Origin of the sequence: Bacillus sp. WMMC1349 (assembly GCF_013155385.1) — a bacterium.
Classification (GTDB): domain Bacteria; phylum Bacillota; class Bacilli; order Bacillales; family Bacillaceae; genus Bacillus.
Window position 1 is genome coordinate 1,299,387 of the sequence record NZ_JABJUQ010000007.1, and the last position, 14,235, is coordinate 1,313,621.

A 14,235-nucleotide genomic window follows, 5' to 3' on the forward strand; every position below is an offset into this window, starting at 1 on the left:
TTTTATTTCTCTATACCCATAATCACTCATGCCTTTTTTGCGTTTTGTTGATGAAATGTAAACGGTTAAAGTGTAAAAAAATGCCTATTGAATATTAGTAATGAATTTTTGCAGCAAGGTCAAACTACTCTTAGAGGAGGTAATAAAACTATGTTTAAATCATTATTTGGTGTTTTACAAAAAATCGGGCGAGCGCTCATGCTTCCAGTTGCCATTTTACCAGCTGCAGGGCTTCTGCTAGCGATTGGTAATGCGATGCAAAATGAGCGAATGATTAATGTCGCACCGTTTTTAAAGAATAATGTCGTTCAGTTGGTTGCAAAAGTGATGGAAAGTTCAGGAGACGTTATATTCTCTAACTTAGCATTGCTATTTGCTGTCGGGGTGGCGATCGGTCTTGCAAATGGAGACGGTGTCGCTGGTATTGCTGCTATTATCGGCTACCTTGTCATGAATGTAACGATGAGTGCGGTGCTAATTAAAATTGGTCCAATACCTGCTGATGCAGTTGAAAGAGCAAAATATTTTGCTGAAAGCCATCCTCAATATACGACAATGCTTGGAATACCTACGTTAGCCACTGGGGTATTCGGCGGGATCATCATTGGTGTTCTCGCAGCTGCGATGTTTAATCGCTTTTACAGAATTGAACTACCGCAATATTTAGGCTTCTTTGCTGGGAAACGTTTTGTACCGATTATTACATCTATCTGTGCATTGCTCCTTGGTTTACTTATGCTGTTCATCTGGCCGCCAATTCAAGGCGCATTAAATAGTTTTTCAACAAATTTGCTTGCCGCAAATGAAGCGTTTGCTGCCTTTGTCTTTGGAGTCATTGAACGTTCATTGATCCCATTTGGTTTGCACCATATTTTCTATGCTCCGTTCTGGTATGAATTTTTTGAGTATACCAATAAGGCTGGAGAATTGGTCCGCGGTGACCAAAGAATTTTCATGGCACAAATTAAAGATGGTGTTGATTTGACAGCGGGTACATTTATGACTGGTAAATTTCCGTTCATGATGTTCGGGCTTCCTGCTGCAGCACTTGCGATTTATCATGAAGCAAAACCTGAAAGTAAAAAGCTTGTTGCTGGTATCATGGGGTCTGCTGCATTAACATCTTTCTTAACAGGGATTACTGAACCGATTGAATTCTCATTCCTGTTTGTTGCACCAGTCCTTTTCGGAATTCACTGTATCTTTGCCGGCTTATCATTTATGTTAATGGATATATTACATGTCAAAATCGGGATGACATTCTCAGGCGGTTTGATCGATTACTTCCTATTCGGTATTCTGCCGAACCGGACAGCTTGGTGGCTTGTTATTCCTGTCGGGTTAGCACTGGCGGTTATTTATTACTTCGGATTCAGATTTGCGATTCGCACGTTCAACTTAAAGACACCAGGACGTGAGGATGCGGCTGCTGAACCAGCTTCAGAAGCTGGACAACCAATAGGAGATCTTCCATATGAAATTTTGACTGCCATGGGTGATAAAGAAAATATCAAACACCTTGATGCTTGTATTACAAGGTTGCGTGTAACGGTCAATGATCAGAAGAAAGTTGACAAAGAGCGCTTGAAAAAACTTGGTGCTTCAGGAGTCCTTGAAGTCGGAAATAATATTCAAGCGATTTTTGGACCAAGATCTGAAAACTTAAAGTCGCAAATGCTAGATATTATGGCAGGACGTTCACCACGACCTGAGAAAGTATCTCCAGCTAATGAAGTTGAGCAACAAATTGAAGACGTTATGGTTGAACCTCTACAAAATGAGGCGGGTGAAGAAGTATTTGTTTCACCGCTTGCTGGTGAAATTCACCCAATTACAGATGTTCCTGACCAAGTATTCTCAGGAAAAATGATGGGTGATGGATTTGCAATTCTTCCATCAGAAGGCACTGTTGTCTCACCTGTCAGAGGGAAAATTATTAATGTCTTCCCGACAAAACATGCGATTGGTCTTCAGTCTGATGGCGGTAGAGAAATTTTAATTCACTTTGGAATCGATACAGTAAGCTTGAAAGGTGAAGGTTTTACAGCATTCGTTTCTGAAGGTGATCGGATTGAACCAGGTCAAAAACTGCTTGAAGTCGACATTGAAAATGTGAAAGATAAAGTTCCATCTTTGATGACACCTGTGGTATTCACAAACCTTAAAGAAGGTGAAAGTGTCAATATTAAGGCAAAAGGAACTGTCACACTTGCTCAGGAAGACATCATCAGTATATAAATTTTCACAAAATAGCCGTACTTGTCAGATGACACGTACGGCTGTATGATATAATATTGTGAATGTACTATAGCTTTAATTAAAAGGAGATTGATAAAAAATGGCACAAAAAACATTTAAAGTAACCGCAGATTCAGGAATTCACGCGCGTCCAGCGACAGTTCTTGTACAAACAGCAAGCAAATATGATGCTGATATTAATTTGGAATATAACGGAAAAACCGTAAACCTTAAATCAATTATGGGTGTTATGTCACTTGGTATTGCCAAAGGAGCTGAAATTACGATTTCTGCTTCAGGTTCTGATGAAAACGATGCACTTTCTGCTCTTGAAGATACTATGAAAAGCGAAGGACTTGGCGAATAATGCTTGAAATGAAAGGTATTGGTGCTTCAGCCGGTATTGCAATTGCAAAAGCATACCGGCTTGAGGAGCCGAATTTAACAGTTGAAAAGAAAAACATCTCTGATTTTGAGGCAGAAGTTAAACGTTTTGAAGAAGCTATTGAACAGTCCAAAAAAGAGCTTGAAACAATTAAAAGCCATGCTTTAAAAGAGCTTGGTGAAGATAAAGCAGAAATTTTTTCAGCACATTTATTAGTATTAAGTGATCCAGAACTTTTAAACCCTGTGAAGGACAAAATCAAATCTGATTCTGTTAATGCAGAGTTTGCCCTCAAAGAAACAGCTGACATGTTTGTGTCAATGTTTGAATCGATGGACAATGAGTATATGCAGGAACGTGCAGCTGATATTCGTGACGTCACAAAACGGGTCACAGGACATCTTCTCGGTGTTGACATTCCAAATCCGAGTCTGATTTCTGAAGAGGTTATTATTGTAGCTGGAGACTTAACACCGTCTGATACAGCCCAATTAAACCGTCGTTTTGTGAAAGGATTCACAACAGATATCGGTGGACGAACTTCACACTCAGCGATTATGGCACGTTCATTGGAAATTCCTGCAGTTGTTGGAACAAAAGCAGCAACGAAGGAAATTCAAAACGGTGTGCTGGTCATTGTCGATGGTATTAATGGCGATGTGATCCTTGATCCTTCACAAGAGACAATTAAACAATATGAAGAAAAACATCAAAGCTTTTTAGCACAAAAAGCTGAGTGGGCCAAGCTTGTCAATGAACCAACGGTTACAAATGACGGTCATCATGTCGAACTAGCTGCCAACATTGGAACACCTGATGATGTAAAAGGTGTCTTGGAAAATGGAGGCGAAGCAGTCGGACTTTACCGTACAGAATTCCTTTACATGGGCAGAGACCAGCTTCCAACTGAAGAAGAACAATTCGATGCTTACAAAACCGTTCTTGAGCGTATGGAAGGTAAATCTGTTGTTGTACGTACATTGGATATCGGTGGTGACAAAGAGCTTCCATATTTAGAACTACCAAAAGAAATGAATCCTTTCTTAGGGTACAGAGCGATTCGTCTTTGCCTTGATGAACAGGAGATTTTCAGAACACAATTACGTGCGTTGTTACGGGCAAGTACATATGGAAACCTGAAAATTATGTTCCCAATGATTGCCACTGTCAACGAGTTTAAAGAAGCAAAAGCTATTCTTTTAGAAGAAAAAGCTAAACTTCAAGCAGAAGGTCAAACAGTTGCTGATGACATTGAAGTTGGTATGATGGTTGAAATTCCAGCTTCAGCGGTTATTGCTGACCAATTTGCGAAAGAAGTTGACTTCTTTAGTATTGGAACGAACGATTTGATTCAATATACAATGGCTGCTGACCGGATGAATGAACAAGTTTCTTATCTTTATCAGCCATATAACCCTGCCATTCTTCGCTTAATTACAATTGTAATTGAAGCGGCCCATAAAGAAGGAAAATGGGTTGGAATGTGCGGCGAAATGGCCGGTGACGAAATTGCGATCCCAATTCTTTTAGGTCTTGGTCTAGATGAATTCTCAATGAGTGCAACTTCGATTCTTCCGGCGAGAACACAGATCAGCAAACTGTCTAAAAAAGAGACAGAAGCTCTTAAAGAACAAATTTTATCGATGAGTACGACAGAAGAAGTTGTCCGATTCGTAAAAGAAAACTTCCATCTATCTTAAATCATCTAACAAACTAAAAACCTAGACGGCATGCTGCCGTCTAGGTTTTTTTATTTTTCTGGAATGAGTCTTTCACACTCGGGGATAATACAGGTAGCTATTAGGAAGGAGAATGTCTCATGAAAGAAGATGGTATTCAAGCTGGGGATCAAGTCTATGTTATTTACCGTAATCCCCATGCTGCAAATGTTGCCAATATTAAAGAAGCAGAAGTTGTTGAACATCCGCTTCATGATGGTGAGCTGGCTCTGTTTCTGTATGATACATATCATGCGCTAGCTGCTGATGATGCTGTGTTTTCTTCTTATGAAGAGGCGGAACAGCTTTATCGTCATTTATTTGATGATGCCTAAAAACAAATCAAAAAAGGATGTGTCTGATTTCAAATGGTTAAACCGTTTGTACCCCAACTCGTTTATATTGAACCAAGGGCTTTAGAATATTCACTCGGCAGAGAATTAAGGGACAAATTTATTAGTATGGGTGTTGAAATAAGGGAAACGACATCACATAACCAAGTCCGTAATATACCGGGGGAAGGTCATTTTCAAAAATACCGAAATGCAAAATCGACGTTAGTCATTGGTGTTAGAAAAACATTAAAATTTGATTCCTCAAAGCCATCGGCTGAGTTTGCCATACCGTTTGCAACAGGATGTATGGGTCATTGTCACTATTGTTATTTACAAACAACGATGGGAAGTAAGCCATATATTAGAACATATGTTAATGTTGAAGAGATTCTTGAACAGGCTGATCAATATATGAAAGAACGTGCCCCTGAAGAAACTCGTTTTGAAGCTTCTTGTACATCTGATATTGTGGGAATCGATCATTTAACACACACGTTAAAACATGCGATTGAACACTTTGGAAAATCAAATCTCGGTAAATTGCGATTTGTAACAAAATTTCATCATGTTGACCATTTACTTGATGCTAAACATCATGGAAAAACGCGGTTCAGATTCAGTGTGAATGCTGATTATGTCATTAAACATTTTGAACCAGGTACATCACCGCTCGACAAACGGATTGAAGCAGCGGTAAAGATTGCTGAAGCAGGCTATCCGCTTGGTTTTATTATCGCGCCCATTTATATTTATGACGGATGGCGGGAAGGGTATAGGATATTATTAGAAAAATTAGATGATGCCATTCCGCTTCACCTCAGAAAAGATATCACATTTGAAATGATTCAACATCGATTTACGAAGCCGGCAAAAAGAGTCATTGAAAAAAATTATCCTAAAACAAAACTAGAACTTGATGAAGAGAAGCGCCGCTATAAATGGGGAAGATATGGAATTGGAAAATATATATACCAAAAGGAGGAAGAAACTGAACTCCGTGAAGCATTAGAATCGTATGTAGATGGCTATTTTCCAGAGGCAAAGATCGAATACTTCACATAACATGCAGCTTTAGCTGCATATTTTTTATGTCTTAAATATTAGAAATAAAAGCCGATAAAAAAGGTACGAAGGCGTAAGCAGAGGAGGGATTTAGCATGTTTAAAAAACTGCACATGAAAATTGCTGGTTTTGTTACGATCATATTAGTTTTAACGGTTCTAATTCTTCAATTCTCAACAACATCGATTTTAAAGTCGATGCTTCAAGATGAGGCAAAGGCTTCAACGTCAAGTATTCTTGGTTCACTTAAAGGGAATATCGAACTTCAGCTGAAAAGTTATGAAATGACCTTGGAACGAATCGGTTCCGGAAAAATGGCTACTTCGTTTTTAAGTAAAAAGGATAAAAAGACAACAGAATTGATCAATGATGAGTTAAAGCAGATCAAGGACAAAGATGGCTATGTCAATTTAGCATACATTGGTACAGATCAAAAGGAAATGGTTACATTCCCGAAAGTTACATTTGACAAGGGCTATGATCCAACTGCAAGACCATGGTATAAAGCAGCAGCAGAAACCCCTGACCAAGTCATATGGACAGAACCATATGAAGATGCAGCCACGAAACAGATGACCATTACGGCAGCAAAAGCAATCGTTGTCAACAATCAAGTAAAAGGTGTTGTCAGTTTGGACCTGTCATTAGATTCAATGAACAAAATCATTAAAAATCAAAAAATTCCTTATGACGGTTCTGCATTTATCATTGATAAAACTGGGGTAGCAGTGGCACATCCTTCAAAACAAGGAGAAAATTTATCAAAAGATAACATGTATAAAGAAATCCTCTCTGCCAAAGACGGGATCAATATTGGTGAAGAAAATGTCATTGCTTATCAGTCAATAGACGGAACAAGCTGGAAGGTAGGGGCAGTATTTCAATCTGAAAAAGTGCTTTGGATAGCTAAAGAGATGAATAAAACAGTTATGATGATCTCGATCATTGCCTTAATCGTAGCAATCGTTCTTAGTTTCTTCATGGCCAAAACGATTACCGGACCGATTAAACAGTTGATTTCCAAAACAAAAGCAGTTGCTGATGGAGATTTAACAGTTCAAACAGTTGTTAAATCAAAAGATGAAATCGGAATGTTAGCAGAAGATTTTAATAAAATGGTCGAAAATATGAAGGATATGATCATAAAAGTCAAGTCTTCCTCAGAACAAGTATCTGGATCAACAAACCAGCTGACTGCAATCTCAGATGAAACAGTATCAACAAGTGATCAGATTGCAAAGGCAATCGAAGAAGTGGCAACAGGTGCTACTGAACAGGCAGCAGAAGTTGAGACGATTAACGAAAAATCAGAGAAGATGTTTGTCAAGGTGAAAGAAATCGAACATCATGCTGACAGCATTCAAAAGCTATCAAAAACATCAGAAGATGCAAGTTATAGTGGAATTGATGCTCTTGGACAGTTGTTGATGAAATCGAATGAAGCGAATACTGAAAATAAGAAAGTTGAACAAATGCTTCAGAAATTAGAAGAAAAAACGAAAAACATTGAAGAAGTTGTCACGGCTATCTCAGCCATTTCTGATCAAACCAATCTTTTGGCACTTAATGCAAGTATTGAAGCAGCTCGTGCCGGTGAAAGCGGCCGCGGTTTTGCTGTCGTTGCAGATGAAGTCAGAAAACTAGCGGAACAATCAGCGACTTCTTCACAGCATATCAGAGAAACAGTGAAGCAAATTCAATTAGAAACAAAAGAAGCTGTCTTAGCTATGACTGAAGCAAGCAAAATGAATGGCGAACAAAATCAAATGATTCATGAGACAGGTGAAGCACTTAACAAGATTACAGTAGAAATGCAATCTCTAGTGAATTCAATTGATCATGTCTATTCTGAAATTACTGCTATGAGTGGCGAACAACAAAAAATGACTGACTCTATTCAAAGTATTTCAGCCATTTCACAACAATCTGCAGCAGCAGCAGAAGAAGTCAGCGCGTCGGCAAACGAGCAGCTGACAGCATTAGAAACGATTGCGAAATCAACAGAGTCTCTAAACACGGCAAACAAAGATTTAGTGGATGCAATTCACAAATTCAATATTTAGTTGATGATCCACCACCTTCTAACTTCCTTTCATACAGACAGATGAAAGGGAGTTTTTTTATGTGACAAGGGGACAAATCATTACGATATTGAACGACATGTTACAATATAAAAAGAAGGGAGCTGATGATGGATGGATCTAGAACTAAAAGGAAAGACAGCGCTTGTGGCGGCAAGCAGTAAAGGACTGGGAAAAGCAATTGCCGCCGCTCTTGTTGAAGAAGGCGCAAATGTCATGTTAACTGGCAGACATGAAACAGCTTTAAAGAACACTGCTAAAGAACTAACTGAGCTTGGTAAAGGCTCTGTCACATATCATGTTTGTGATCATGCAAACGCAGCTGAGATTAGTGAATTGGTCAAAAAAACAGCTGAGGTGTCAGGATCGATCGAGATGCTTGTCAATAATGTCGGCGGACCAAAAGGCGGGAGTCTATTGGATCTGACAGATGAGGATTGGATTCAATCATTTGAGTTGCATTTGCTCAGCTATATTCGCTTGATCCGTGAAGCACTGCCCTATTTGCAGAAAAATGGCGGGCGAATCATTAATATTGCATCATCATCAGTTAAACAGCCAATCCCTGGACTTTTACTCTCCAACACCTTCCGAATGGGAATCGTTGGACTGACAAAATCGCTAGCAGACGAGTTGGCAAAGCAGCGCATTTTAATCAATACGCTTGCTCCGGGAAGAATTGCTACAGACCGTGTGGCAGAGCTTGATCGGAAAATCGCAGAAGAATCCGGTTTATCACAACAGCAAGTGCGAGCAGACTTTGAGCAACATATTCCGCTAGGGTTTTATGGAAAGCCTGAACAATTTGCACAATATGCAAGCTTTCTTTTGTCAGAACGAAATACATATATGACAGGGCAAACGCTTTTAATAGACGGTGGAATGGTAAAAGCCATTTAAAAGGGGAGAATCAACATGGAAAAAACGGTCGGATTTATTGGTCTTGGTGTGATGGGAAATAGTATGGCTTCACATATAATGGCTGAAGGATATCGAACAGTTGTTTATACAAGGACAAAACAGAAAGCCGCAAACCTTTTGCGAAAAGGTGCCATTTGGAAATCCTCTGTAAAAGAAGTAGCAAAAGCAGCAGATGTGATCATGACAATGGTTGGCTATCCGCAAGATGTTGAAGAGGTCTACTTTGGAGGTGAAGGACTGCTTGATCATGCTAAAGAAGGTTCATATTTGATTGATATGACCACTTCAAAACCTGCGCTTGCCAAACAAATTGCGAGAACTGCAAAAGTAAAATCACTGCATGCATTGGATGCCCCAGTTTCAGGAGGAGATGTTGGTGCCCAAAATGGAACATTGGCGATTATGGTTGGTGGGGACCAAGAGGCATATGAAGCGTGTCTTCCGCTTTTTTCGATCATAGGTGAAAACATTCAATATCAAGGACCGGCAGGCAGTGGTCAACATACAAAAATGTGTAATCAGATTGCAATTGCCTCAGGGATGGTCGGTGTTGTGGAGGCAATGGTATATGCGAAAAAGGCGGGACTTGATCCTGAACAAGTATTAAAGAGTATAACAACAGGTGCTGCGGGAAGCTGGTCACTTTCCAATCTTGCACCAAGAATGCTTAAAGGGGACTTTCAGCCTGGCTTCTATGTAAAACATTTCATTAAGGATTTAAAAATTGCCATTGAAGAAGCAGAAGTGATGGGCGAGAAAATGCCGGGACTGGAGCTTGCCAAAACCCTTTATGAGAAACTTGCGGATCAAGGTGAAGCAAACAGTGGCACTCAAAGTTTATTCAAACTTTGGATTGGTGAAAAATAAACGGAACACCGCTTGCATCCCAGTGGAATGCAAGTGGTGTTTTTATGTACGTGACAAAAAAAGAGAAACTAAATAGGTCTTTGATCCGTCCTATTAAAGTAGTAAAATTAAAAATTGCAAAAAATATCATTCTAAAAAAAAATTCACATCATGAAGGGAGAGAATGCTCAGTGACAAAACCTGGACTTGATCCTGTTGAAATAAAAAAATCTAGACGTTCCCGCCTCTGGCGGATTAATCTGTATTTCTTTGCTGTATTCAGCTTGTTTGCTGCACTCATTATCAAGCTAGGCGTTGTACAAATTGTCAAAGGTGAAGACTATGAGGCACAAGCTTCAAGAGTTGATGCAAAAGTTGCCACATATCCGGCTCCACGCGGGAAAATGTATGACAGATACGGGCGTGTTGTCGTTGATAACCAAAGTGTGCCAGCTATCACATACACGAACATGAAAGGCACGGAAACAAAAGAAAAGGTGAAGACAGCAGAAAAACTGGCAAAGCTGATCGATATTGACACCTCATTTTTGAAAGAGAGAGATTTAAAAGACTACTGGCTTGCCACACATGAAGAAGATGCAACTAAACTGTTGAGTGATAAAGAGAAAAAGTTAGACGCTAAGAAAACATATGCACTTCAAGTGGAGCGTGTTCCTGAACGCGATATCAGCGCTCTGAAAAAAAATAAGCAAGAGCTTGAAACGGCTGCTTTTTTCAGAAGATTTTCCGGCGGATATGCCTATGAACCGCAAATCGTCAAAGCGATGAATCCGAAAAAATCCTCTAAAGATAGTGACAAATTGTTGGATGAAAAGTCTTCCAAGCAGCTGCCTGCCAAAGATTTAACTTATGAAGAAGTATCACGCGTGTCAGAGCATTTGGAAGAGCTGCCAGGGGTCGATGTGATCATGGACTGGACGCGCAAATATCCATATGAAAAAACACTGTACTCTGTTCTTGGCGGTGTCACAACACCTGAACAAGGGCTGCTCAAAGATAGAGAAGATTTCTATTTGACAAGAGGATATGCAAGAAATGATCGAGTCGGCAAAAGCTATCTTGAATATCAATATGAAGAATATTTAAATCCGAAAAAAGCAAAAGTGCAATACAATGAAAACAGAGCAGGCAAAGTCATCGGTCAAGAAACAATTGATCAAGGAAGACGCGGTTATGATCTACAACTGGCATTTGATATCGAACTTCAGCAAAAAGTAGAAAAAATCATTGAAGATGAACTTGATCGGTTCCGTGGTTCCAATCCTATGCTTGATAGAGCCTTTGTGGTGATGATGGATCCGAATAATGGTGATGTCTTGTCAATGGCGGGAAAGCAAGTTGTTGACGGCAAAATCACTGATTATGCGATCGGTACATTTACAACACAATATGAAATGGGATCAGCTGTTAAAGGTGCAACAGTGCTTGCCGGTTATCAGGACGGTATGCCACATGGGCAAGTATATGTTGATAGACCACTAAAACTAAAGGGTTATAACAAAACCAAAGGCTCGTGGAGAGGAAATAACATTCATGCAGCTGATGAAGTCGAAGCGCTTCAAAAAAGTTCAAACGTTTATATGTTTTTTGTGGCAATGAGGATGGCAGGGATCACATATGTTGAGAATGGTCCTGTTCCAGCAGATCTGGAAGATTTAAAGAAGATGAGGTATTATTACAATCAGTTTGGGCTTGGTGTGAAAACAGGTATTGACTTGCCGCATGAATCAGCAGGGATGCAAACAAACCCAAAAGTGGTCGGCGGACTTCTTCTTGATGAAGCAATTGGACAGTTTGATACATATACACCGCTGCAACTTGCACAATATATGTCAACAATTGCGAATGGCGGATACAGGGTGCAACCGCGAATCGTCAAAAGTATCCATCAGCCTGAAAGTGAAAAGCTAGGACCAGTTATTGAAGAACGATCTGCAAAGGTTTTGAATCGAATCAATAATTCTGCCAGTGACATTGAAAGAGTCAAAATAGGCTTGAAAAAAGTGACGCAAACTAGGGAGGGAACAGCGCACGATGCATTCGATTATGATGTATCAGGCAAAACCGGAACAGCAGAAACAAACTATTACGGTGACAAAAAACAATACTTCGGAGATTCGATAGACAATATCACATTTGCCGGCTATTATCCATCAGAACATCCAAAGGTTGCCTTTAGTGTTGTTGTTCCATCTATTAATGATCAAACAAAAATGAATAAAATAATTGCTGGGAAAGTCATCAAAGCTTATGCAGAGTTGCAGAAAAAACATGACAAACATTAGATAAAAAAGAACACGGATTTCCGCCGTGTTCTTTTTTGATATGCATTTTACACCCTTCACTATACTTGGAATAGCTTACAAAAAAAGAAAACCAAATGATCTTTTTATTCGTCCTATTAAAGTAGCAAAATTTAAAACTGTAATGATGACAGTAAAAGTGTTAAAATATAATTTTCATATAAATATCGACATGATGAGGGGAGAGAATGTTGAGTGACAAAAACTGGACTTAATCCTGTTGAAATAAAAAAATCTAGACGTTCCCGCCTCTGGCGGATTAATCTGTATTTCTTTGCTGTATTCACATTGTTTGCTGCACTCATAATTAAGCTAGGCGTCGTACAAATTGTCAAGGGTGAAGACTATGAGGCACAAGCTTCAAGAATCGATGCCAAAATTGCCACATATCCGGCTCCACGCGGAAAAATGTATGACAAATACGGGCGTGTTGTCGTTGATAATCAAAGTGTTCCAGCCATCACATACACGAACATGAAAGGAACGGAAACAAAAGAAAAGGTGAAGACAGCAGAAAAACTGGCAAAGCTGATCGATATTGATACCTCATTTTTGAAAGAGAGAGATTTAAAAGACTACTGGCTTGCCACACATGAAGAAAAAGCTGCGGGTCTGTTGAGTGATAAAGAGAAAAAGTTTACCGCTAAGAAAACATATGCACTTCAAGTGGAGCGTGTTCCTGAACGCGACATCAGCGCTCTGAAAAAAAATAAGCAAGAGCTTGAAACAGTTGCTTTTTTCAGAAGATTTTCCGGCGGATATGCCTATGAACCGCAAATCGTCAAAGCGATGAATCCGAAAAAATCCTCTAAAGATAGCGATAAATTGTTGGATGAAAAGTCTTCCAAGCAGCTGCCTGCCAAAGATTTAACTTATGAAGAAGTATCACGCGTGTCCGAGCATTTAGCAGAACTGCCAGGTGTCGATGTGATCATGGACTGGACGCGCAAATATCCGCATGAAAAAACGTTGTACTCAGTTCTTGGCGGTGTCACAACACCTGAACAGGGACTGCTCAAAGATAGAGAGGACTTTTATTTGACAAGAGGTTATGCAAGAAACGACCGAGTCGGCAAAAGCTATCTTGAATATCAATATGAAGAATATTTAAATCCAAAAAAAGCAAAAGTACAATACAATGAAAACAGAGCAGGTAAAGTCGTCGGTCAAGAAACAATTGATGAAGGCAGACGCGGCTATGATCTGCAATTATCTTTTGATATCGAACTGCAACAGAAAGTGGAAAAAATTATTGAAGATGAGCTTAATCGGTTCCGTGGTTCCAACCCTATGCTTGATAGAGCCTTTGTGGTGATGATGGATCCGAATAATGGTGATGTCTTATCAATGGCGGGAAAGCAAATTGTGGACGGCAAAATCACCGACTATGCGATCGGTACATTTACGACCCAGTATGAAATGGGGTCGGCTGTTAAAGGTGCAACAGTGCTTGCCGGTTTTCAGGACGGGATGCCGCATGGTCAAGGCTATTTTGATCAACCTATAAAACTGGCAGGTAGTGAACCAAAAAAATCATGGAAAAATCTTGGCTATGTTAATGATGTTAGTGCACTTCAACAAAGTTCAAACGTTTACATGTTTAATGTCGCAATGAGGATGGCAGGGTTCACATATGTAAAGGATGCCCCCTTTCCGGCAGATCTTGAAGATTTAAAGAAAATGAGATATTATTACAATCAATTTGGGCTTGGTGTGAAAACAGGTATTGACTTGCCGCAGGAATCAGCTGGAATGCAAACAAAACCAAAGTCGGTCGGCGGACTTCTTCTTGATGAAGCGATCGGCCAATTTGATACGTATACACCGCTGCAGCTTGCTCAATATATGTCAACAATTGCGAATGGCGGATACAGGGTGCAACCGCGGATCGTCAAAAGTATCCATCAGCCTGAAAGTGAGAAGATAGGACCTGTTATTGAAGAACGATCACCAAAGGTTTTAAATCGAATCAATAATTCAGCCAGTGACATTGAAAGAGTCAAAATAGGCTTGAAAAAAGTGACACAAAGTGCAAACGGAACAGCGCACAATGTCTTCGATCATGATGTATCAGGTAAAACCGGAACAGCACAGGCATCTTACTACGGTATCAATAAACAAATGTGGGGAGAAGAGGTATACAACTTAACCTTTGCCGGCTATTATCCGTCAGAACATCCAAAGGTCGCTTTTAGTGTTGTTGTTCCATATCTTAATAACGATAAAGCGAAGATCAGCAAAAATATTTCTAAGAGAATCATCAAAGCCTATGCCGATCTACAAAAAAAACATGACAAACATTAGACAAAAAAGAACACGGATTTC

10 protein-coding genes and 1 pseudogene are annotated in these 14,235 nt (G+C 39.7%); all 11 read left to right on the top strand.

Annotation, left to right across the window (positions count from 1 at the left end; all coding sequences use genetic code 11):
* Positions 1-150 precede the first annotated feature (150 nt).
* The 11 genes and pseudogenes from ptsG to HOO54_RS09005 all read left to right on the top strand — a co-directional run bounded on the left by ptsG (position 151) and on the right by HOO54_RS09005 (position 14,214).
* Complete coding sequence (ptsG, locus tag HOO54_RS08960; protein ID WP_172294439.1) at positions 151-2,238, top strand: glucose-specific PTS transporter subunit IIBC; 2,088 nt, start codon at positions 151-153, stop codon at positions 2,236-2,238.
* Positions 2,239-2,338: 100 nt separating this feature from the next.
* A complete protein-coding gene (locus HOO54_RS08965) occupies positions 2,339-2,605 on the top strand; it encodes a phosphocarrier protein HPr (RefSeq protein ID WP_172294441.1) in 267 nt (88 codons plus the stop codon).
* A complete protein-coding gene (ptsP, locus tag HOO54_RS08970; RefSeq protein ID WP_172294443.1) occupies positions 2,605-4,323 on the top strand; it encodes a phosphoenolpyruvate--protein phosphotransferase in 1,719 nt (572 codons plus the stop codon). Before HOO54_RS08965 ends, ptsP begins: the two co-directional genes overlap by 1 nt.
* 119 nt (positions 4,324-4,442) lie before the next feature.
* Positions 4,443-4,676 (top strand): transcriptional regulator SplA domain-containing protein, encoded by a 234-nt coding sequence (locus HOO54_RS08975; protein WP_172294445.1) that lies wholly within the window; start codon positions 4,443-4,445, stop codon positions 4,674-4,676.
* A gap of 33 nt (positions 4,677-4,709) precedes the next feature.
* Complete coding sequence (gene splB / locus HOO54_RS08980) at positions 4,710-5,738, top strand: spore photoproduct lyase (protein WP_172294448.1); 1,029 nt, start codon at positions 4,710-4,712, stop codon at positions 5,736-5,738.
* 197 nt (positions 5,739-5,935) lie between these two features.
* Positions 5,936-6,859 (top strand): annotated as a pseudogene (locus HOO54_RS25145) (cache domain-containing protein); the annotation flags it as partial.
* A 15-nt stretch (positions 6,860-6,874) separates the two neighbouring features.
* Positions 6,875-7,801, top strand: a complete 927-nt coding sequence (locus HOO54_RS25150; protein WP_375335829.1) for a methyl-accepting chemotaxis protein — start codon at positions 6,875-6,877, stop codon at positions 7,799-7,801.
* Positions 7,802-7,933: 132 nt separating this feature from the next.
* Positions 7,934-8,719 (top strand): SDR family oxidoreductase, encoded by a 786-nt coding sequence (locus tag HOO54_RS08990; protein ID WP_172294452.1) that lies wholly within the window; start codon positions 7,934-7,936, stop codon positions 8,717-8,719.
* A gap of 15 nt (positions 8,720-8,734) precedes the next feature.
* Positions 8,735-9,607, top strand: coding sequence for an NAD(P)-dependent oxidoreductase (locus tag HOO54_RS08995; RefSeq protein ID WP_172294454.1), 873 nt, complete (start codon positions 8,735-8,737; stop codon positions 9,605-9,607).
* A gap of 170 nt (positions 9,608-9,777) precedes the next feature.
* Complete coding sequence (locus HOO54_RS09000; protein WP_172294456.1) at positions 9,778-11,892, top strand: peptidoglycan D,D-transpeptidase FtsI family protein; 2,115 nt, start codon at positions 9,778-9,780, stop codon at positions 11,890-11,892.
* A gap of 213 nt (positions 11,893-12,105) precedes the next feature.
* Positions 12,106-14,214, top strand: coding sequence for a peptidoglycan D,D-transpeptidase FtsI family protein (locus tag HOO54_RS09005; protein WP_172294458.1), 2,109 nt, complete (start codon positions 12,106-12,108; stop codon positions 14,212-14,214).
* Positions 14,215-14,235: the final 21 nt, after the last annotated feature.